The sequence below is a fragment of the Acidilobus aceticus genome, assembly GCF_055392325.1.
The window spans coordinates 678,453-698,921 of sequence record NZ_AP042407.1 but is presented as its reverse complement, the minus strand read 5'-3'; the positions used below and the strand labels follow the sequence as shown (position 1 = coordinate 698,921).

Here is a 20,469-nt window from a genome sequence, read left to right as displayed (position 1 = left end):
TGCTCCGTCGTGCTTGTGGGCGTTGCGCTGCCATTAAAGTGGTGCCACAGGAGGACGCCCAGGAGCGCGAGAACTACAATAAAGACTACCGCTAGACCTAACGCGGGCTTACCAATGGAGGCCCGCGAGTGCCACGCGAACTGACATCCCCCAATCCCTCCTCAGAGGCCACGGAGTGGCTTCAGCGGGGGCTATTAAGCCTTAAGCCTGGGGGAGGACCAGGACACCGTATGAGTTCAGCCTGTACCTGGCCATGACGCTCACCCTGGTAGGCGGCCAGGTCAGCGAGGTGTACTCCATGCCAAGCTCAAGGCCGTTGAGGTAGAGGTCGCTCACCTCGTTGCCCCATGGCAGCAGGTCCCTCAGCGACCTCAGCACAAGGGTCAGGGGCACCACAACGCTTCTCGAGGCCAGCGGGGGCTCGAGGGTGAAGGCAACGTAGGTCCAGCGGCCCGGGCCCATGGGGTCGGCTATGTAAACTCCCCAGTTAACAACCCCAGGCCTGCCGTTAACTATGGCCGGCAGGGCAAGGGTTGAGCTGGGCGACTGGTAGCCCATGGGGTTGAAGCCCGGGGTGCGGTAGAGCCATATCATGACCTCGAGCTCCCGGGGCCCCACGCCGTTCTGGCCCGGCCCCCTTGTGAGCCACAGGTCGAACGCCAGGTTGCCCCTGCCGTTGGGGAACTCCACTGAGTAGTCAACGTACACGAGCGCCTGGGGGAGCTGGCCAACCTTGGCGGGCAGCTGGAGCAGGGGGGACGTCGGCGTTGAGAGGGCGCCCCACGGCTTGTAGCCGTATATCACCTCCGGGTAGCCGAGCACCGTCTCGGGCGGCCTCGCCGCCGTGGCCTCGCTGTAGGAGACCACCACGTCAAGTCCGTCACTACAGAGCTTCACCGAGGAGCTGCCTGAGCCCTCCCAGGTGTTCCACGGGTTGGGGTCAACGGCTATGCCATGGCCCTGAGGGTCCTTCACTGTAACCCAGCTTGACTCCCCTGCCCTTGTTGAGGACGCGGCGACGCAGTCCCTGAGGCCGCTGGGAGGGACCAGGTTTAGGTAGCCTCCAAGGGACGCCAAGAGGGCTTTCCCAGCTAGGGGGGCTGCAGGGGGCTATATCCTCTGTTGGCGCGCACATGCCGTGGGGCCCTCACGCTTTTATTTGCTACATGGCATTTCCAGCTATGGTAAGTCATGAAGGTAGCAGTTGTTCACACGCTGATAGAGGAGGCGGGCGGCGGGGAGAGGCTGGCCATAAGCGTCTACAGGGCGCTGAGGGAGCTGGGGCACGAGGCGGACCTCTACACGATGAGGCTCAGCGCCAGCGCCTGGCAGCTCCTGGCCCCAGGGGAGCCTCCGCCCAGGGTCCTGGACATAGGGTTCCCGCTCGAGGGCATCTCCAGGAACAGGCTGACCAGGCTCAGGAGGATACTGGCCCTGAGGGCCTTCATGAGGGATGGCCTCCCCAGGCTCAGGGAGGAGGGCTACGAGCTGATATTCGAGACCCAGGCCAACGTGCCCTTCCCCTCGGACGCCGTCTACATACACTACCCGGCCCTCCTGGACTACATGGGAGGGGGCGGCCTGAGGTGGGCCTACAACCTGGCCGTGAGGCTCGCAGCCAGGCCCGTGCTGAGGGAGGCCTCCAGGAGGCCCCCGAGGCTGGTGCTGACCAACAGCTCGTGGACTGCCGAAAAGGTTAAGCAGGCCTACGGCGTTGAGGCGAGGGTCCTCTACCCCCCAGTTGAGGTGGAGGCCATAGGCGAGGCCGCCAGGAAGGCCGAGAAGGAGCCCCTGGTGCTCACCGTGTCCAGGTTCAGCCCCGAGAAGAGGCTTGATGTCATCCCTGCAATAGCCAGGGCCGCCAGGGAGATGGGCGTGAGGGCGGAGTTCTACATAGTGGGCTCCACGGCCAGCTACTCGGGGCCGGTCATAGAGGCCATAAGGGGGGAGGCCAGGAGGCTGGGGGTTGACGACATGGTTCACCTGAAGTTCAACGTGCCCAGGGGCGAGCTGCTGGGGCTCTACGCCAGGGCCAAAATCTACCTCCACCCTCCCTTCGCGGAGCACTTCGGCATCGCGATAGCTGAGGGCATGGCAGCCGGGGCCGTGCCTGTGGTCTACAGGGACGGGGGAGGGTGGACCGACATGGCCTCAAGGGTGGACCGGGGGCTCGGCTACGCCACGCCCGAGGAGGCCGCCAGGGCCATATCGGGGCTCCTGGGCGACGAGGAGAGGTGGTCCAAGCTGTCGGCCGCCTCAGCCGAGGTAGCAAGGAGGTTCAGCTACAGCTCATTCAAGGAGAGCCTGGCCAAGTACGTCGACGAGCTAAAGTGATCACGCCAGCCCCCACCTGCCCGCCACGGCTCCAAAGACAGCGCCGTAGGCCAGGGCCGCCAGCCCCCAGAGAAGCGACGCCGGGCTGCCGAGGAGCGAGAGCCTTATGGCCTGCGCCGCGTAAGTCGTGGGCTCAAGCATGGCCAGCGGCAGCAGGTACCTGGGCACCGCCGAGAGCGGGAAGTAGACCGGCGCGAAGAAGGTGAGCGTGAACGACGCTATCTGCGTCACCTGCTGCAGCAGCCTCCAGTTCCTTATCCTTGCGGCTATCAGCAGGCCAACCATGGAGCCCTCGAACGTGCTTAGGAGCAGCGCAACCGTGAGGTAGGCAACGTCGACGGCGCTGACCGCTATGTACCTTAGCGCCGCCGCCACCCCAACTATGAGCAGGCCTGACAGCACGGCAAAGACGTTGTTGACGAGCGCGGACGTCATAGCATACACCCACAGCGGCACCCCGCTGGCTATCATGATTGAGATCCTGCCGCCCTGCCTGTCCATGCCTATGTTGTTCGGCACTGAGAGCATGCCGGAGAGGGCCACCTGGAAGACTATTGTCCCCGACACCAGGTAGTAGGCGTCCTGCCTGCTCACTATGTAGCCGAACGACGCTATTATGGCCACCGGGAACACTATCATGAAGAACAGGTTCACCGCTATCCAGGTCCTGGCCTCCTTGATGAACATCTCGGCCAGCGACTCAAGCTCCCTGAGCACCCTTCATCACCTCCAGGTACACCTCCTCGAGGGACGGGGCCCTCACCTCGAACCTCCCCCTAAGCCTTGACACGAAGTCCCTGACCTCGTCCTCCCTGACCTTGTAGACCCTGCCCTCCTCCAGGTCAACGACCTCGTAGTAGTAGGCAAACCTCTTCCTCAGCTCCGCCGGCGTCCCCTCGGCTATCACCTTCCTGTTTATGAAGTACACCCTGTCCGAGAGCGCCTCGGCCTCCTCCATGTAGTGTGTCGTCAGGAGTATGGCCCTCCCCTCGCCCTTGAGCTGCCTCAGCAGGTCCCACAACTCCCTCCTGGCCTCGGGGTCAAGGCCGGTCGTGGGCTCGTCAAGTATGAGGACCTCAGGCCTGTGGACAACAGCCATGGCTATCAGGGTCCTCCTCTTAAGCCCTCCGGAGAGGTCTATGACGTACTTGTCCCTGTGCTCCCAGAGCCCCAGGGCCCTCACGGTCTCCTCGGCCATGGCCTTGGCCTTGCCGCCCGGGACTCCTCTTATCCTGGCGGCGTAGTAGACGTTGTCAAATACCGTGAGGTCCAGGAAGGGGGTCGCCTCCTGCGGGGCTACGCCGAGCCTTAGCCTCACCCTCCTGTCGCAGGGGTCGCCGCCCAGCACCCTGACGCTGCCTGACTGGGGCCTGAGCTCGCAGTACAGGTGCTTCACAAGGGTCGTCTTGCCGGCGCCGTTGGGGCCCAGGAGGGATACCAGCTCGCCCCTCATCACCTTCAGGCTGACGCCCTCCAGGGCGACCACCTTACCGTATGACCTGCTCAGCCCCTCCACCTCTATGGCAGCGTCCACCCTTCATCCCCTCCTGAACTTGGCCTTCACGCGGCTCTCGCTCGAGCTCAGCTCAAAGACTATGGAGCCCTCGCCGCCGCCCAGGGAGCTGTCGACGTCTATTGAGATTGAGCTGTCCTCGCTCTCCTTAACCCTCGGCGTTACCGAGGCGCTCCCCCTGACGGTGGCATTAATGTCAACATTGCTTCCCTCGGCGTCAACCGCTATCCTGGACTCCCCCCTGAGCTCACCGTATGACAGTTCAAGGTTGGCCTCGCTGTCGCTGAGGTCGAGCTCAGCTGTCATGCTGCCCAGGTCCCTCAGGGAGGCTGAGAGGGAGGACTCCAGCATGTCAGCCCTGAACGAGCTTAGGCCGCCGTAGGCCAGCTTGATGTCGCCCTTCTCGGCCTCCAGTGCGAGGGAGGAGGCGCCAGGGGGCAGGGAGACCTCAACGTGGCAGCCGTCAGAGCTTATTATGAGCTCTTCGTCCTTAACGCTCACGTCGTGCTTGCAACCCCTCCAGTATGGGTAAACCGTTACCTTGCCCTCTCCCTGCTCCAGCCTCAGGGAGCTCCTCTTCAGGTTTACCCTCACAGCCCTGACCGGCCCTATTGAGGTGGAGTACACCTCGGACCCCTTCCCGGCCGCCTCGCCCAAGGCAGCTCCAACAGCGTTACCTACGGCTTTTCCCAGCAGCCTGTCCAGCCAGCCGAGGCCTAAGACGTAGACGCCTCCGTGCCCCTTGACGTGGTCCCTGTAGCTTACAACCACCACGTCGCTGAGCCTGGGCTCAAGGACGCCGGCCAGCCACTTGGGCGCCTCGACGCTCACGACATCCCTTATACCCTCCAGGGCCTCCCTGACGAGGGCCTCGTCCACGTCATCGGTTACGCTCACGCTTATGCAGTCGCTGACGAGCACCCTCTTGCCCTGGGCCCTCGCGTCCTCCAGCAGTGACCTTGTGATGTCAACGTGAAGCCTATTAGATATAACAAGGAGGCCCGCCTCGCCGCCCCTCGCCTCAGCCTTGACGTTGGCCTGCTCCTGGCCCTTCTGCTCCACCACCTTTATAGCCTCGTAGGCCCTCCTCCCAAGCTCTGTCAGCTCATACTCGCCCGAGCTGTTCCTCGCGATGAGCTGCGAGAGCCTCCTCAGGTGGAAGGTCATGGTGCCCGTGTCCTTGACCCCGGCGGCGTCCATGAGCTCTGTAAAGGTCAGGTGCCCCCTGTCGCCCAGGGCCCTTATTATGGCCCTCCTGGTCGGGTGCGACAGGGCGTCAAACACGTCCTCTGACAACCGCCCACCCGCTCAGTTACGTGAAGCGACTCGTCAAAGATAAAGCCTTCTGACGAGCGCGCTCCTCAGCCCCTCGGGCCCAAGTGGCGAGGGAACTCGTCAGTTAACAGAGATGCTCCAGGACTTCAGAGAACTGCGCTCCCCAGCCTCCTCCTAAACGCGGCTTCGTACCACGGCTCCCTCATGGAGCCCAGGGCCACGGGGGCCACGGAGGAGAGCCTCCTGACCAGCTCCCTTGCCTTCCATAGAGGAGGCTCAGGCAGCCTTGAGTTCCAGTTGTCGTAGCCCACGTGGACGCTCACCGGCCTTATGTCAGCCACCCAGGAGACCATGACGTCCAGGTCGAAGTCCATTATCGGCTCTATTGAGACGTACTTGTAGGGCCACCTGAGCTCAGCCATGGCCTCGTGCCTGGCCGACGGCGGAGGGGCCCTAGACACCGACCTAGCAAGGTCGTCCCTGTTGGTCTCTATGGTGGCCCCCAGCACCGAGCTCCTGGGGAAGAGGTCAAGGAACTCGCTGTACCTGGCAGGGTTCTTGGTCAGGAACATGAACCTCGTTGACGGGAACTCCCTGGCCCTCCTGAGCACCCTAGCTATCCACTCGGAGGGCACGGCGTCACTGAACAGGTCGCCCATGTCGACCACGAACACGGTGTCGCCGGGCCTGAACCTAGCCCTCTCAAGGTCCTCCTCATGGAGCGTCGGCGCGAAGCCGTTCCTGTACTTGGGGCTGTCCCTGAGCTTCCCCTCTATCAACTTCATGGCCCAGCAGTAGGTGCACAGGTGGGGGCAGCCAGTGACCGGGTTCCAGGACCTGTTCGGCCTGACGGGCCTCCTGTTGCCTAGGTCGGGCAGCAGCGACATGACCTTCAGCTACAGCGCGGGCTCCAAGGCTAATAACCCTGAGCTCCGCAGCTCACGGTATGACCTCCGTGGAGTCCTCAGTTGGGTCATACCTCAGGTCCTCCAGCCTCACGGCGCCCTCCTTTACCAGCCGCTCCACCTCCGGTATTATTGAGAGCACAGCGTCAAGGTAGGCCCTGGTGACCCTGTCAACTGCCGTGAAGCCCTCCTCGCCCCAGTCCCTCTCTATCGAGGCGTAGAGGCAGCGGCCGCCGCAGTACCTCCTGTAGGGGCAGGAGGCGCACTCCTTGGCCAGGTAGGGGCCCATGAGCCTGAACCCCCCGTCCACGGTGCCCAGCTCGGCCCACCTCTCGTAAACAGCTATGGGGCAGGCGAGCACCCTGCCGTCAGTGCTCACGGCCACGCTCCTGTAGCCCGCGCCGCACGGCGAGCCGGGGTAGCCGCCGAAGAAGTGGGCGCTCACAACGCCGAGTATTGGAATTATCTTGAGCACCCTGCCCCTCCTGAGCTCCGAGATGAAGAGGTCCACGAGCCTCCTCACCCCAGGTAAGTAGCTCCTCTCGGCCCACCCCTCGAAGTCCCACCTGGGCGACCAGACCACGTCAAGCTGCCAGTGCACCTTGTCGAAGAGCCCAAGGCCCAGGAGGTGCGTGACGTCCTCGTATATGTCCGTGTCCTGGGTCACCGCCATCCTAGCTATCGTCTCAACCCCTAGGGACTTGAGGTGCCTGGCGGCCTCCAGCACCCTCCTGTAGACCCCCCTGCCCCTGTGCCTGTCGGTGACCGACTCCCTGCCGTCTATTGAGAGGAGGGCCACGCTCATCCTTTTCCAGTAGGGGTCGGGCAGCAGCCTGTAAAGCGTTCCGTTGGTCTGCACGCCGTACCTCCTGGCCCTGACCCTGTCCATGAACTCCTCTATGAACCTGGGGTTGGCCAGGGGCTCGCCGCCGTAAAATATGACCGTGGCCTGGGGGTCCGCCTCCACGAGCCTCTTAAGCTTCTCAATGTCGTACCTCACCGTGTAGGGCACCACCTTGCTTGGGAAGGAGCCGCCGCAGTAGTCGCACCTCAGGTTGCAAAAGCCCGTGGTGAACACCAGCCACAGCAACCTACTTCCCTTGGGGAGCCCTATGCGGGGGCATTTGAGGCCTCGTCAGTGTCGCTTATGGACAGCTGCTCGAGCGCGGCCTCGGCCGGGGCCCTCCTCGGGCTGACCCTCGGCAGCGGGAAGCCGAGCATGGAGTTAACGTAGAAGGCCGCAGTCAGCATGTCCCTGGCCCACACGGTGAACGCCACCTCGGGCCTCAGCCACGAGAAGCCGTAGGGGTGGAGAACCCTGGAGAGGTTTGAGTAGAGCTCCATGGGCCCCTCGGGATTAAGGCCGGCCAGGTAGCTCGCTATGAAGACCAGGGCGCTGGCCTTTATCATGGGTAAGGTGAAGTACCTGGCCTCCCTGTTGCAGAACGCGCACCTTATTGCCGAGCCCTTCTTCCTCTTCCTGGTGTCGAGGGTCGCCTTAAGGTACTTCTTCTCGAGGGGCAGCTCCTCAATGGGCTTTGAGTACTCGGGCCACTTAAGGTGCCTTTCGCACACGGGCTTCCCGGCAAGGAATATGGCGTCCCCCTCAAGGCTCTTCCTGCCGCTCAGCTTCTTCACCCTGCCCACGGCCTCCGGCCCGCTCCTCACTATGTAGCCGTCATCTACCATGGCGTGCCAGGCCCTCTCCCTAAGGGCCCTTATGTAGAGCTCCGTGGTCCTCGACGCTATGAGGCACAGCGAGCCCCTCTCGAGGAAGAACCTGACGGCCACCTCGGCCGGGTAGAGGAGCCCTGAGGACGCGTTGGTGAGGCCCACGTCTATGGCGTACTTCATGTCGTCGCCCAGCCTGAGGCCCGACACCAGGGACTTCTCCCTCTCCATGGCCTCCTTGACTAGCCCCACCAGCTGCTCGTCAGAGGGAGGGGCCCTGTCTATGACCTCTACCGTGCCCTCCCTGAGCCTGAGGAACTCGAGCAGCTCGGAGCTTATGGAGAGCAACCGGCTCACCCCTTGAAGATGCCGATCTCCCTGGCCACGTCGAGCATCGCTGAGGAGGCCGTGACCACGGGCAGCCTCCCCCTCAGCCTGTCGAGGATGGGGAGCGTTGAAAGTATCGTGCACGCCACGTATATCGCGTCGGCCTCGCTCCTCTGGGCCACGCTGACAGCGTCTATCACAAGCTCGTGGGGCGTTGACGCTATGGCCTTGCCCCCCGTCCTGCCCAGCGCTATGGAGCCCACCACCTCGAAGTCGTTATCCCTGAGCCACCTGACCTCGTAGTCGTGCCTCCACTGGTTGTAGGGGGTCACGAGGTAGACCCTCCTGGCCCTGAGCTCCCTGAGCCTGGTGAGTATGGCCTCTGTGGCTATCACCACGGGCACCGAGAAGAAGTCCCTGAGCAGCCTGAACTGGAACTCCTTGAAGGCGCCGTAGGACCTGGCGTAGAGTATGCCGTCGGCCCGCTCCGCCTCCCCCTTTATCTTGGAGAGCTCGGCGAACATGATGTCCATCTCGTCCTTCCTTATGCCGTGGCCGGGCCTGTACTGCATGTAGAAGAACTTGAACTGGTCCGGGTAGAGGGCCTCAAGGTCCCTCTGCAGCGTCGGGTTCTCGCCCGAGAGTATTACTGAGATCGCCTCTAACCCCTCCCAGGCCCAGGTCCGCTTGTGCCTTTAACCCTGAGCCGCAGGTGTAAACGCTTACTATTGCCGGGGGCCACAGGGTCCTCGGCGGGAGCTTGGTAAGGGCTGGTCCCTTCGACGTCTCTATACTCGCGGCCGACAGCATGGGCGTGAGGAGCATAGCAACAGTGGCCGAGGCCTGCGGCGTCAGGCTCGGCATAGACCTCGGCGCCTCGCTCGCGCCCAGGAGGTACGGCCTGCCGCCCCACCAGCTTGAGCTCCAGGCGCTACACAGCGCCCTTGAGAGGATAGCCGAGGAGGTCTCCAGCTCGGACGCTATAATAATAACGCACTACCACTACGACCACTACCTCAAGGACAGGCCCAACCTCTACTACGGCAAGAGACTCCTCGTCAAGGACCCAAACAGTAACATCAACTGGAGCCAGAGGGGGAGGGCCAGGAGGTTCCTTGTTGAGGGCAAGGTTGAGCAGAACTCCCAGGTGTCCTACGCCGACGGGCAGACCTTCAGGGTGGGGGACCTGACGCTCGAGTTCTCCCCGCCCGTGTGGCACGGCGAGCCGGGCACCAAGGTGGGGAGGCTGATAATGGTCAGGGCCTCGTGCGACGGCGAATCCATAATATTCGCCAGCGACTCCCAGGGGCCCGCGGACCCCCAGGCCGTGGAGCAGCTAAAGTCATGGGCGGGGGCCAGGCTCCTGGTGCTCAGCGGCCCTCCCACCTACTTCGCCGGCTTCAAGGTGCCCGTTGAGGCCGTCCAGAGGGGCCTGGATGGCCTGATGGAGCTGATCAAGGCCCGTGTGGCCGAAACCATAGTAGTTGACCACCACCTCCTCAGGGACCTCAACTACAGGGAGAGGCTGAGGGAGCACTACAGGGCCGCTGAGGACGCCGGCGTCAGGCTGCTCACGGCGGCCGAGCTGATGGGGGTTGAGGTGAACCAGCTGGAGGCCAGGAGAAGGGAGCTCTGGGGCAGGGAGGGCAAGGGGGAGGCCGAGGAGGGCGGCGAAGACTATGAGTAGACGCCGCTGCGCAGCCCTTTCTCCATCTCTGTATTTCCTATTATAATATAGGGTGAGGGGGCCTGGCCAAGCTCACCGTGCTCCTCCTGGACTCCGCGCTGGAGGTCATCCCCAGGGAGCTCGCCTCCCACCCCCAGGTGGTCAAGACGGCCAGGAGGTACGGCCTCAGGCCGGAGGAGATGGTCCTCGACGCTGGCCTGCACTGGAAGGCTATGAGGTCGCTGGAGGGCTGGTGGAGGAGGGGCAGGCCGGACATAGTGCACCTCAGCCTCCTGAACCTGCTCGAGAAGAGGCCGGTGCTGGAGGGCAAGGTGGAGGTCTACATGCACGTCCAGGACGGCAGGGTCTTCGCTTTCGCCCCAGACGTAAGGGTTCCAAAGAACTACGACAGGTTCAAGGGACTCATGGCGCAGCTGCTGAGGGACAACAGGGTGCCGCCGAGCGGGAGGCCGCTGGCGTGGAGGGTGGCGGACAGCCTCAGGGACTTCCTGGGGGACAGGAGGATCATAGTGTTCTCTGAGGGCGGGGCCAGCTCAGACACGCTCTCAGTCCTCAGGGAGGCCTCGTCCCTCGGTGTTCCAGTAGGCTTCGGGGCCTTCCCGAGGGGCGACTTCTCTGACGAGGTGAAGTCCCTGGCCCTCAAGTACTACAGGATAAGGGAGGGGGAGCCCCTCAAGTCGTGGGACGTGGCGTGCTCTGTAGCTAACGCCTACTACGAGCTCTAGCGCCTTACTGTGAGCTCGTCTATGTCCTCCGGGTAACTTGTCAGCCTCCTGGCGCCGTCCTCAGTTATGACGAAGGTGTCGCTGTGCCTGAAGCCCCCTAGGCCGGGCACGTAAAGGCCTGGCTCTATGGTCACTACCATGCCCGGCCTGAGCTCCTGGCCATTGCCGACGTCGAGGAACGGGGGCTCGTGCTCCTCAAGCCCCAGGCCGTGGCCGCTGTGGTGCCTCAGCAGGCCCTCCACCCCGAGCTCCCTTGCCCTGGTCCTCATGGCCCTGTCCACGTCTGAGGCCCTGGCGCCTGGCCTCAGGGACTCAATGGCCGCCTGCCTCACCTTCAGCATCTTGTCAAAGTACTCCCTCACCTCCCTGCTCGGCGTCCCAAGGACGAGGGTCCTCTCGAGCTCAGCGAAGTAGCCCCCCACCTCAGGCCCAGAGCCTATCCCAATGACGTCCCCCTCCCTCATGGGCCTCTCCGCCACCAGGGCGTGGGGGTAGGCCGAGAACTCGCCCACCTGCCCCCTGAAGCCCACGACCCAGCCCACGGTGCCCCTGAGGGGCACGTAGGGAGAGTAGCGGCTGTTCATCTCCCTGCTGACCTCGAGGCTGGCCTCCAGCGAGACCTCCCAGTCCCACCTGCCCGGGGCCATAAGCTCCATGGCTTTGTCTATGGCCCTTGAGGCCCACCTGCCGCTCTCCTCTATCAGCGAGAGCTCCTCCTGCGACTTAGTGAGCCTCATCTCCGCCACCAGGTCACCCATGTCAGTCCACTTGACCCCCCTCTTGGCAAGCAGCTCCTGGAGGGGCGGGCCAGAGTAGCCGTAGGCCCCCTTGGGCCCCAGGGGCTCCCCCATGACATGCCTTAGCCCAGAGCCTGCTATGGCGTCGGCTATGAAGTTGGCCACGTGCACCTCCCCGGGGTAGTCAAAGTAGTACTCAAAGCGCTTGACAACGCCTCCCCACCTGGAGTTCCTGTACTCCGCGTGGCCCATCTCGACGCTCGGCAGGACCGCGAAGGGCTCACCGTCCACAGGCACTATGACTACAACGGGCCTTTCAGTGGTTATGAACGAGAGGTTTGTGAAGTAGAATATGCTTACGGAGGAAGTAAGCACGGCCGCCTGGGCCCCTGAGGCGGCTACCCTTTCCCTGAGGGCCCTCAGCCTCCTGTTGAGCTCGGCCTCGGAGACCCTCGGCATCAAGTCCTCTTGCACCGCGCCCTTCGCTGCCTGGGGAAGATAAAAATACGCCCATGGAAAGGTCTGGTCCCATAAAAGGGTTTACTTTCTAGGGTTAACGCGCCGGGGGAGTTAGATTAAAAACCCACTGCGACAATATCCTGTCCATGACTGAGTAGAGGTTATCGCGTTGAGCCAGAGCAGCCAGGCCGCCAGGCAGAGGATACTCCTTGGGGTGCCAGGCCTAGACGACATGTTCTCTGAGGGCGTGCCGAGGGGCTCCATAATACTGGTCGCCGGCTACCCCGGGGCGGGGAAGACGACGCTGGCGAGCCAGTTCGCGTACCACGGGGCCTCATCCGGGGAGCCCTCGCTCTACGTGAGCTTCGTGGAGCCCAGGGAGGACTTCATGGCCAACGCCCTTCAGTTCAACATGGACTTCAGGCCCCTGGAGGGCAGGGGCCTGTTCAGGTACTACGAGGCGCTGAGCGTCAGCGACCCGGACGCCCTGGGGGAAGTGGTCGAGGACGTGCTGTCGCAGGCCGACAGCATGGGGGCGAAGAGGGTGGTCATAGACAGCGTCACAGCGGTTGAGCAGCTGGCCCGGGACCCTCCCAGGGCGAGGGAGATAATGCACTCGGCCCTCTACCTGGGCCTGAAGAGGAGGGGGGCGACGGCGCTGCTAATTTCTGAGCTCCCCGTGGGCCAGGAGGCCTCAGGCCTGGGGCCCGAGGAGTTCATAGTTGACGGCATAATAGTCCTGAGGTACAGGGTCGTCAAGGGGAAGCTTGAGAGGTACGCCGAGATAAGGAAGATGAGGGGGACTAACATAGGGTACGCGTCCCTCCCCTATGCCTTCACTGGGAGGGGCGTTGAGTTCGCACCGCCCCTCAGGCCTGAGGCACTGCCCAGCGGGGTGAAGCCCGCGCGCAGGTACCGCCTCGACGACCTTGCGATGCCCATTGGCACCGGCACGCTAATAGTATATGACCCTTCGCTCGACCCCACCAAGTTCTCCCTCTGGTACCTGGCCGCGCCTGCCCTGGCCTCGGGCCTCAGGGTCAAGATGGGCTCCTACATACATGGCATGGCAAGCATGAGGGACCTCATGGAGGACTGCGGGCCTGAAGTCATTAATAGGGCTGATAACCTCCTTATTGAGAGCTACGACGCGTCCTCGCTCACCATAGGCGAGGCTGAAATAATGACTTACTCCAGCGACGTCAGCTTCAGGCCGGACGTAGTTATAGTTGAGGGTGTCCACCTGCTCAGCGAGTTCAGCGAGAAGGGCGATTACGTGGGGCTCGTCTACAGGACGCTGCTCAGGAGGTCATCAATGAACATAAGCACGTTCCACCTCTATGCCTCGCCCAGGGACTCCGTCTGGAGCGTGCCGCTCTCGGGCTACTACGACTACGTCTTCTACCTCTCCGCCAGGGGGAACAGGGCGATCCTTGAGCCGCTCAGGGTCTGGGGGGAGCCCATGCCGTCAACGAGGCCAATAGAGGTCGACCTGAGCGGGGGCTGCAGGCCGCTTCTCAACAGGGGCTTCAGGCTGGAGGCCAGTAGCTGAGCGTTAAACTCCCGGCATCAGCGGGTAGCAAGGGAAGTGCATGGAGATACTCGTCATAGGCGGCGGAGCGGCCGGCATGTCAGCGGCCTCCTGGGCCAGGAGGAGGGCCCCTGATGCAAGGATAACGGTCCTCGAGAGGACCAACATAATAAGCCACGCCCCCTGCGGCGTGCCCTACTACATAGGCGGGCTGTTCAAGGACTACTGGCTGCTCCAGGCCTACGACGTCAAGTTCTTCAGGGAGAGGAGGAACATAGAGGTTATAACGAACGCCGAGGCGGAGGAGCTCGACGTTAAGTCAAGGGTAGCGGTTGCCAGGGTGGGCGGGCAGAGGGTCAAGCTTGAGTTCGACAGGCTCGTCATAGCCACGGGCGCGAGGCCCAGGAGGCTCAACAACGTCGACGACGCCAAGGTGATCTACGTTCACCACCCTGCTGACGCCGAAACCGCCAGGAGGGCCGCAGAGGCGGCCAGGGAGGTCACCGTGGTTGGCGGAGGCGTCCTGGGCGTCGAGATGGCCGAGCAGCTGAGGAACATGGGCAAGGTCGTTCACCTGGTGCACAGGGGGCCCTACCTGATGAGCAGGGACCTGGACGAGGAGCTGGGCTCAAGCCTGACGGAGATGGCCAGGAGGGCGGGCGTCGACCTGAGGCTCGGGGTTACTGTGGCCAAGGTGAGCGGGGACAGGGTTAGGCTCAGCGACGGCAGCGAGCTGAGGTCTGACCTGGTGGTGGCCGCCGTAGGGGTTGAGCCAGACGTTGACCTTGTCAGGGGACAGCTGAGGCTGGGCCCCCACGGGGCCATTGCAGTTGACGACAGGCTGCAGGCGACCTACGACTACGCCTTCGCTGCTGGTGACGCCATGGAACACAGGAACATGGTCACGGGGCAGCCTGACTGGAGGCCCCTGGCCCCCATAGCCAACAAGTCCGGCCTTGTGGCGGGGGTCAACGCGGCTGGGGGCGACAAGAGGTTCCCCGGCGTCCTGGGCGACATAGTGACTAGGTTTGAGGGCGTCGCCTTTGGCAGGGTTGGCCTCAACGAGGCCGAGGCGAGGAGGGCCAACATAAGGTACGTGACATCAATAATAACCACCAGGTCGAGGGCCAGGTACTACCCGGGCGGCGGCGATGTGACTGTGAAGCTCCTGGCCGAGGAGTCCAGCGGGGTCATAATAGGGGGCCAGGTCGCGGGGCCTGAGGAGGTCATAGGGAGGCTGGGCGTCATAGCCGCGGCTATTATGAAGAGGATGACCGCCGAGGAGCTGTTCTTCGTAGAGATAGGCTACCACCCCAGCTCTGGAAGGGCCTGGGACCCGGTGGTTTTGGCGGCCAGGCAGCTGATGAGGATCTAGGGGCCTCAGGGGGATAACCCGTCTTCACGGCTCCGACACTGATGGTGACATCATCGGCCCAGTCCCTGCTGTCCTGTCAAGCTTAAAGCCTCAAGGCAGCTCTTGTCAACCCTAGCGGCTATCCTCGCCGCCACCCTGTCGTTGACGTACTTGCCGTGGGGCCTCAGGCCGCCGCTGAAGGCCATGGGTATGTGGAGCAGCTCGTGAACTATGACCTCGGCCTTCCTCCCTGGCGTGAGCCTGTCGAACCTCTCAGAGATGAACTCTATGAGGTAGGCAGGCTCCATGTTAAGGGCGTACCTCCAGGCGGACGGCATTGAGTATATCCTGGCTATGGCCCTTGACCTCGAGCCCCTGCTCCTTATGACATAGACCCTGCCGGGGTCTATGTAGTTAAGCCCAGCGCTCTCTATTATGCACTTGACGGCCCTCTCGAGCGCCTCGTCCCTCTGATAGGTTATCAGCGCGCCCACCGCAGGGCTAGGCGGAAGGGGAAATATTTGGCGCGAGACGCCTGGGCGTGTTGCAAACCCACTTCGCCCCCGAGGGCGGCCGCCCTGGGGCAGGTCCCCCACGTTGACGGCATTCCCAGGCCCGCGGGCTCACTCACATAATAGGCCTCCGCGGTGCATGCTTTGACTGCCGCTGCAGACATAAGGCCTGCAGGGCGTCAGGTAAGGGGGACCCCGTTGGAAAAGGACGACGTCTCCACTCTTGCGGCGTCGCTCCTCGGAGGCGTTGGCGCCGTAGCCATGTTCCTGAGCGCCCTGGCCGTGGCCCTTGGCTGCGGCGCCTGCAGGTACACTATGTACGCCGGGGTCGCCATGCTCCTTGCCTCCGTGGCCTTCTGGGCCGCGCTGCTCGTGCCCCGCGGTGAAAGGGGTGCCGGGGAAGCCTGAAGTAATAGTAGTGGCGGGCGGCTCCTCATCAAGGTTTGGCTCGGACAAGCTGCTGGCCCCCTTCAACGGGAGGCCTCTGATATCAAGGGTTCTTAGCGTGGCCGCGGAGGTGGGCGACGTCATAGTTGTGTCCTCGTGGGAGGAGATCTCAAGGCTTGGCGGGCTCCTGGCCGGCGCGAGGGTTGTCGAGGACCTGCCCCAGCTCCCGTGCGGGGGCCCGCCGAGGGGCGTTGCAAGCGCAATAGGGCACGTGAGCTCGGACCGCGTGCTCGTAATGCCGGGCGACGCGGCGTGGGCGACGGCAGGAAGCCTTGAGGCCCTGCTCAGGCAGTGCGCCGAGAGGCTCGCCTCGCCTCTGATGAGCGGGGGCCTCGTCAACCCCTCCTTCGTCTGCGGCCCCACAGGCCTGCTGAGGGAGGCCGTGGACCTCATGTGCTCTAAGGCGTCGCTCGGGCTAAGGGCAAGGATGACGGACCTGCTGAGGTCCTCAAGTTCTAGGCTCGTTGGCGCCTCGCCGCTGGGCGGCCAGGCCAGGTTCTACGACCTTGACGTCCCGGGCGACAGGCCTCCGAGGTCGAGGGGGCCGCGGAGGACCGTTGAGCTCGACCCGGCCGCCTACAGGAGGGCAGTCTCGCTGGCAGCTGCTGGCGACGTTCAGGGGGCGGCCCTGGCCTTCCGAGAGGAGTCGGCGGCCTACAGGCGGCTGAGGGTGTGGCACCTCGAGCTCCACTCACTGCTTGACGCCCAGGCCCTTGGGCTTGGCGTGGCCAGGAGGGTCGAGAGGCTGAGGGCCCTGCTCAGGAGACCCTCTCTATCCTGACGGCCGTCACCTTGTACTCCGGTATGTGGGATATCCTGTCGACCGCGGGCGAGACCACGTAGTTAATTGAGGCCTCGGGGTGGTGCACCGTGGCGAAGGCTGTGCCCCTGGAGACCCTCCTTGATATCCTCGCCCTGACCACCGCTGAGCCCCACCTGCTGGTGACCCTGACCATGTCGCCGTCGCCTATGCCCAGGGCCCTGGCGTCGTCCTCACTTATCTCTATGAAGTCCTCGGACTCTATGACCTGGTCCCCGGTGCGCCTCGTCATAGAGCCCATGTTGAAGTGGTAGAGGGTCCTGCCGGTTATCAGCGTGAACGGGTACTCCTCCGTTGGCTGCTCCGGCGACGGTATGTAGGCCACGGGCCTCAGCCTGGCCCTCCTGCCTACGGTGAACTGGTTAACGTGGAGCACCTTGACCGGCGGGGCGTCGAGGCCTGGGGTTGGGTAGGGCAGGCCCCCCTCCCTCTCCAGCCTCTCGTAAGTTATGCCGTAGACCGCCGGCCACGCGGACCTTATCTCGTTCCACACGTCCTCGGGCGACGAGTACCTGAAGTAGTCCCCGTAACCCATGGCTTTGGCCAGCCTAATTATTATCTGCCAGTCGGGCAGGGACTCGCCCAGGGGCTCTATGACCTTCCTCACCCTCTGGATCCTCCTCTCGGCGTTGGTGAAGGTGCCCTCCTTCTCAAAGGAGCTGGCCGCCGGCAGGAAGACGTGGGCGTACCTGGAGGTCTCGTTGTGGAACATGTCAACAAGCACGAGGAGCTCCAGCTTTGAGAGCGCCCTCTCGGTCATCTCCCTGTACGGGTGCGACATGACCACGTCCTCGCCGAACACTATGAGCGCCTTCAGGTCACCCCTCATGGCAGCGTCGACCATCTCGATGCCGTCGAGCCCGGGGTTGGGGTTAAGCCTGACCCCCCAAAGCTTCTCAAACCTCTCCAAGTTCTGGGCCAGCGGCACCGAGCCGGGCAGCTTCTTAGGGTGGTCCCCCATTATAGCAGTGCCCTGGACGTTGTTCTTGCCCCTCAGCGGCATGAGGCCCGAGCCCGGCCTGCCAACGTTACCCGTGAGGAGCGCGAGGTCTATGAGCTGATATATGATCTCCGTCCCCTGTATGTGCTCGGTGGCACCGAGGCCCCAGAATATCATCGAGGGCCTGTTAGTCGCGTAGAGCCTCGCCGCCTCCCTTATTAGGTTTGCCTTAACCCCTGTTATCCTCTCAGCGAACTCAGGCGTGTAGTTCCTGACAACGTCCTCGAACTCCTCAAGGCCGTCGACCCTCTCTGCCACGAACTCCCTATCTATGAGGCCCTCGCTTATTATCACGTTAGCCATTGCATTAAAGAGCACCACGTCGGTGCCAGGCCTCAGGGCCAGGTGGTAGTCGGCGTACTCAGCGATCTCCGTCCTCCTTGGGTCCACGACTATCAGCTTCACCTTGCCCTGCTCCGCGAGCAGCTTGATCCTGTTCCCTATGACCGGGTGGTTCTCGGTGGTGTTAGAGCCCACGACCATTATTGTCCTGGCCAGGTCTATATCCTCAAACGTGTTTGTGGCGCCTCCCGTGCCCAACATGTCCTCAAGGCCCTGGGCGGAGGGCTCGTGGCAGACCCTCGCGCAGCTGTCAACGTTGTTCGTTCCCAGCACCACCCTGGCAAACCTGCCGGCCAGGTACTCCTCCTCGTTAGTTACCCTCGCACCTACAAGTACCCCCACGCTGCCCGGGCCGTACTTGGCCAGTATCTCCTTCAGCCTTGAGGCGACGAAGCCTATCGCCTCGTCCCAGCTGACCTCGCGCCACTCGCCGTTGACCTTGATCAGCGGCCTCAGCACTCTGTCCTGTGAATATATGTAGTCCCACGCGTACCTGCCCTTGACGCAGAGGTTCCCCCTGTTCACAACTGACGTCCTGGACGGCCTGACGTCCACTATCCTCCCGTCCTTGACTCCGACGTTAAGCTCACAGCCGACGCCGCAGTAGGGACACGTTGTCTTGACCCACGAGTCCGGCCACCCGTAGATCAGCACGCTCCTGTCCTCAAGGGCCCCCGTGGGGCAGACGTCGACGCAGAGGCCGCAGCTCACGCAGGAGCTGTGGGCGAAGTCAGGGCCATCTGGCCTTATCATTATCCTGCCGCCGCGGCCCCACGCCCTCCAGACGTGGTAGCCCTGAACCTCGTCGCAGGCCTTCACGCACCTGAAGCACTTGATGCACCTGTTCATGTCAACGACTATGTAGGGGTGTGAGAGGTCCACTAGGTCCTGCCTCTCGGTTCCCTGAGGCTCAACGCCGTACTTGCTCATAGCCACGTGGAACTCCTTGAACGGGTACCTGGCGTAAGCGTCCCTTGGGTAGCTCCTTGCCAGGAGCCCCAGCACCTCCCTCCTAACCTGGTTCACCTGCTCGCTGTCGGTCCTGACTTCCATGCCGTCCTGGACCTTAGTGGTGCAGCTGGTCACCAGCCTGCCGTTGGCCTCGACGACGCACAGCCTGCACGACCCCTGGGGGCCAAGCCTGTCGTCGTAGCATAGGCTTGGCACGTAGTAGCCGAGCCTCCTGAGGGCCTCGAGGAGGCTCAGGTTGCCATCGACTTCATGCTCGACGCCGTTAACCTTAATCCTGACGGCCACCTCGCTCACCCCCTGACCATTTCATCTGCCCCCTTCGCCAGGAACGAGAGTATGGCGTCGCCTGTGGCCTGGCCGTGGCCGCAGAGGCTGGCAGCTCTCATTGCCGTGGCTATTGACTTCAGCTCGTCCGCCTCAGCGGGAGTCAGGTACCCCCTGCTGAGGGCCTCCTCCAATATCTCGTCAGCCCTGGCCGTGCCGAGCCTGCACGGGAAGCACTTGCCGCACGACTCGAAGGAGGCGAAGTGAACGATCTCGTGAAGCGCCTCAAGCATACTGGTGTCGTCGCTGAAAGCTATGACGTTGCCGTGGCCCAGGCTGGCCCCTATGGCCCTCAGCTCCTCCACGCCGAGCTTCACGTCAAGCTCTGAGGGGAGCACAGGCCCCGCGAGGGGTCCCCCAACCACCAGGAACTTCAGCTTCCCGAACCTCACTCCCCCTCCCATGTCGTAGACCACCTCCCTGAGGCTGACCCCGAACTCCACCTCGTAGAGGCCAGGCCTCGAGAACGTTGAGCTGAGGCTCAGCACCTTGGTGCCCCTGCTCCTGCTGAAGCCGAGCTCGGCGTAGGCATCGCCTCCGTTCTCTATGATCCAGGGGACGCTGGAGAGGGTCTCCACGTTGTTCACAACTGTCGGCATGCCGAAGAGCCCCCTCTCGGTTGGGTAAGGGGGCCTCGGGGTTGGCTCGGGCCTCCTGCCCATTATGGCGTTTATCATAGCCGTCTCCTCGCCAACCACGTAGGAGCCCTTGCCGACGTGGACCTCAAGTTCAACGTTAGGCCCCCTACTGGCCTTGCTTCCTATGTAGCCTGCCTCCCGCAGCTCCTGCACTGCCCTCTTGACGGCTGCGACGGCACCTGGGTACTCCCTCCTTATGTAGAAGTAGACTTTGCCCGCGTCTATTGCATAGGCAGCTATCAGCGCGCCCTCAATCACGAGGTATGGGTCCCACTCCATGAGGAACCTGTCCACGTAGGCCCCCGCGTCCCCCTCGTCCCCGTTGACGACGACATATTTAGCGGGCGCCGCCTGCCTCATGGCTGACTCCCACTTGAGGCCCGTCGGGAAGTAAGCGCCTCCCCTGCCCCTCAGCTGGGACCTCTTGACCTCCTCGACGACCTCGGCCTGGGGCATGGAGAGGGCCCTCCCCAGGCCCCTCATGCCGCCGAGCTGAAGGTACTGCTGCAGCGACTTGACTGGCCCGTCCACGACGTGCCTGAGCACTATGGCCTTCCTGGACCTGACCTCGACGTGAGGGGCGCCGCCGGTCAGCGTGCTTGAGGGCCCGGCGTAGCACTTGCCGAGGCAGTAGGTAGGCGGCTGCTGCGCCACGGCCCTCCTCCAGGCCTCAGGGTTAAGGGACCTGGCTGCGTAGCACGCCAGCCCCCTGCAGTGCTCCTCGCCCACGGCAACCTTGTAGAAGGAGTAGAAGGAGTCGACCTCAGGCCTTAGAATGGCCTTCGCGGGCAACCTTCACTCCGGCTCTGTGTGAGGCGATCTAACTTAATATTGTTAAGCCTTTTTGCCATATGCTATCCCAGCTAAGGATTTGAGGGGTTTCAATCGGCGATTTT

At 63.2% G+C, this 20,469-nt stretch carries 19 protein-coding genes; 7 read left to right on the top strand and 12 right to left on the bottom strand.

Annotated elements, in window-relative coordinates; genetic code table 11:
- Positions 1-201: 201 nt before the first annotated feature.
- A complete protein-coding gene (locus ACZ5OO_RS03710; protein ID WP_464078512.1) occupies positions 202-1,077 on the bottom strand; it encodes a GH12 family glycosyl hydrolase domain-containing protein in 876 nt (291 codons plus the stop codon).
- A gap of 114 nt (positions 1,078-1,191) precedes the next feature.
- Here ACZ5OO_RS03710 and ACZ5OO_RS03705 point away from each other — a divergent pair, with 114 nt between their 5' ends.
- Positions 1,192-2,334: a glycosyltransferase family 4 protein gene (locus tag ACZ5OO_RS03705; protein WP_464078511.1), complete on the top strand. Its 1,143-nt coding sequence runs from the start codon at positions 1,192-1,194 to the stop codon at positions 2,332-2,334.
- Here ACZ5OO_RS03705 and ACZ5OO_RS03700 read toward each other — a convergent pair whose 3' ends face one another.
- The 7 genes from ACZ5OO_RS03700 to ACZ5OO_RS03670 form a co-directional block, all read right to left on the bottom strand.
- A complete protein-coding gene (locus tag ACZ5OO_RS03700) occupies positions 2,335-3,051 on the bottom strand; it encodes an ABC transporter permease (RefSeq protein ID WP_464078510.1) in 717 nt (238 codons plus the stop codon).
- Positions 3,035-3,868 (bottom strand): ABC transporter ATP-binding protein, encoded by an 834-nt coding sequence (locus tag ACZ5OO_RS03695; RefSeq protein WP_464078509.1) that lies wholly within the window; start codon positions 3,866-3,868, stop codon positions 3,035-3,037. The genes ACZ5OO_RS03700 and ACZ5OO_RS03695 overlap by 17 nt, the downstream gene beginning before the upstream one ends.
- A gap of 3 nt (positions 3,869-3,871) precedes the next feature.
- The gene (locus ACZ5OO_RS03690) at positions 3,872-5,143 is read right to left on the bottom strand and encodes a winged helix-turn-helix domain-containing protein (RefSeq protein ID WP_464078508.1); all 1,272 of its coding nucleotides are present in this window, start codon (positions 5,141-5,143) and stop codon (positions 3,872-3,874) included.
- Positions 5,144-5,268: 125 nt separating this feature from the next.
- Positions 5,269-6,009 carry a DUF5131 family protein gene (locus tag ACZ5OO_RS03685; protein WP_013267326.1) on the bottom strand — a complete coding sequence of 247 codons (741 nt, stop codon included), beginning with the start codon at positions 6,007-6,009 and terminating at the stop codon, positions 5,269-5,271.
- A 52-nt stretch (positions 6,010-6,061) separates the two neighbouring features.
- Positions 6,062-7,117, bottom strand: a complete 1,056-nt coding sequence (locus tag ACZ5OO_RS03680; RefSeq protein ID WP_464078507.1) for a TIGR04084 family radical SAM/SPASM domain-containing protein — start codon at positions 7,115-7,117, stop codon at positions 6,062-6,064.
- Positions 7,118-7,137: 20 nt separating this feature from the next.
- Positions 7,138-8,046 (bottom strand): hypothetical protein, encoded by a 909-nt coding sequence (locus tag ACZ5OO_RS03675; protein WP_464078506.1) that lies wholly within the window; start codon positions 8,044-8,046, stop codon positions 7,138-7,140.
- 5 nt (positions 8,047-8,051) lie between these two features.
- The gene (locus ACZ5OO_RS03670) at positions 8,052-8,597 is read right to left on the bottom strand and encodes an aspartate racemase/maleate isomerase family protein (RefSeq protein ID WP_464078505.1); all 546 of its coding nucleotides are present in this window, start codon (positions 8,595-8,597) and stop codon (positions 8,052-8,054) included.
- A 188-nt stretch (positions 8,598-8,785) separates the two neighbouring features.
- On the opposite strand from ACZ5OO_RS03670, the gene ACZ5OO_RS03665 reads away from it, so the two are divergent.
- Both ACZ5OO_RS03665 and ACZ5OO_RS03660 read left to right on the top strand, forming a co-directional pair.
- Complete coding sequence (locus ACZ5OO_RS03665; RefSeq protein ID WP_464078504.1) at positions 8,786-9,712, top strand: MBL fold metallo-hydrolase; 927 nt, start codon at positions 8,786-8,788, stop codon at positions 9,710-9,712.
- Between the two features lie 77 nt (positions 9,713-9,789).
- The gene (locus ACZ5OO_RS03660; protein ID WP_464078503.1) at positions 9,790-10,437 is read left to right on the top strand and encodes a 16S rRNA methyltransferase; all 648 of its coding nucleotides are present in this window, start codon (positions 9,790-9,792) and stop codon (positions 10,435-10,437) included.
- Here the strand turns inward: ACZ5OO_RS03660 and ACZ5OO_RS03655 are convergent.
- Positions 10,434-11,648, bottom strand: coding sequence for a M24 family metallopeptidase (locus tag ACZ5OO_RS03655; RefSeq protein WP_464078502.1), 1,215 nt, complete (start codon positions 11,646-11,648; stop codon positions 10,434-10,436). The genes ACZ5OO_RS03660 and ACZ5OO_RS03655 overlap by 4 nt on opposite strands.
- 154 nt (positions 11,649-11,802) lie before the next feature.
- Between ACZ5OO_RS03655 and ACZ5OO_RS03650 the strand changes: the two genes are divergently transcribed.
- Together ACZ5OO_RS03650 and ACZ5OO_RS03645 are read left to right on the top strand one after the other, a co-directional pair.
- Entirely contained in the window at positions 11,803-13,185 is a 1,383-nt protein-coding gene (locus ACZ5OO_RS03650; protein WP_464078501.1) for an RAD55 family ATPase, read from the top strand.
- Positions 13,186-13,225: 40 nt separating this feature from the next.
- A complete protein-coding gene (locus ACZ5OO_RS03645) occupies positions 13,226-14,539 on the top strand; it encodes an FAD-dependent oxidoreductase (RefSeq protein ID WP_464078500.1) in 1,314 nt (437 codons plus the stop codon).
- Positions 14,540-14,589: 50 nt separating this feature from the next.
- Here the strand turns inward: ACZ5OO_RS03645 and ACZ5OO_RS03640 are convergent, their stop codons facing one another.
- Positions 14,590-15,012 carry a putative metallopeptidase gene (locus tag ACZ5OO_RS03640; protein ID WP_464078499.1) on the bottom strand — a complete coding sequence of 141 codons (423 nt, stop codon included), beginning with the start codon at positions 15,010-15,012 and terminating at the stop codon, positions 14,590-14,592.
- Between the two features lie 162 nt (positions 15,013-15,174).
- Here ACZ5OO_RS03640 and ACZ5OO_RS03635 point away from each other — a divergent pair, with 162 nt between their 5' ends.
- Together ACZ5OO_RS03635 and mobA are read left to right on the top strand one after the other, a co-directional pair.
- Entirely contained in the window at positions 15,175-15,438 is a 264-nt protein-coding gene (locus ACZ5OO_RS03635; protein ID WP_464078498.1) for a hypothetical protein, read from the top strand.
- Complete coding sequence (mobA, locus tag ACZ5OO_RS03630) at positions 15,422-16,258, top strand: molybdenum cofactor guanylyltransferase (RefSeq protein ID WP_464078497.1); 837 nt, start codon at positions 15,422-15,424, stop codon at positions 16,256-16,258. The genes ACZ5OO_RS03635 and mobA overlap by 17 nt, the downstream gene beginning before the upstream one ends.
- Here mobA and fdhF read toward each other — a convergent pair.
- Both fdhF and ACZ5OO_RS03620 read right to left on the bottom strand, forming a co-directional pair.
- The gene (fdhF, locus tag ACZ5OO_RS03625; protein ID WP_464078496.1) at positions 16,236-18,905 is read right to left on the bottom strand and encodes a formate dehydrogenase subunit alpha; all 2,670 of its coding nucleotides are present in this window, start codon (positions 18,903-18,905) and stop codon (positions 16,236-16,238) included. The genes mobA and fdhF overlap by 23 nt on opposite strands.
- Positions 18,902-20,365: a complex I 51 kDa subunit family protein gene (locus ACZ5OO_RS03620; RefSeq protein WP_464078495.1), complete on the bottom strand. Its 1,464-nt coding sequence runs from the start codon at positions 20,363-20,365 to the stop codon at positions 18,902-18,904. Before ACZ5OO_RS03620 ends, fdhF begins: the two co-directional genes overlap by 4 nt.
- Positions 20,366-20,469: the final 104 nt, after the last annotated feature.

Bases quoted from the DNA above. Each gene is read 5' to 3' on its own strand.
- ACZ5OO_RS03670 (WP_464078505.1), bottom strand. From the start codon at position 8,597: ATGCAGTACAGGCCCGGCCACGGCATAAGGAAGGACGAGATGGACATC.
- ACZ5OO_RS03685 (WP_013267326.1), bottom strand. From the start codon at position 6,009: ATGTCGCTGCTGCCCGACCTAGGCAACAGGAGGCCCGTCAGGCCGAAC.
- ACZ5OO_RS03645 (WP_464078500.1), top strand. From the start codon at position 13,226: ATGGAGATACTCGTCATAGGCGGCGGAGCGGCCGGCATGTCAGCGGCC.
- ACZ5OO_RS03705 (WP_464078511.1), top strand. From the start codon at position 1,192: ATGAAGGTAGCAGTTGTTCACACGCTGATAGAGGAGGCGGGCGGCGGG.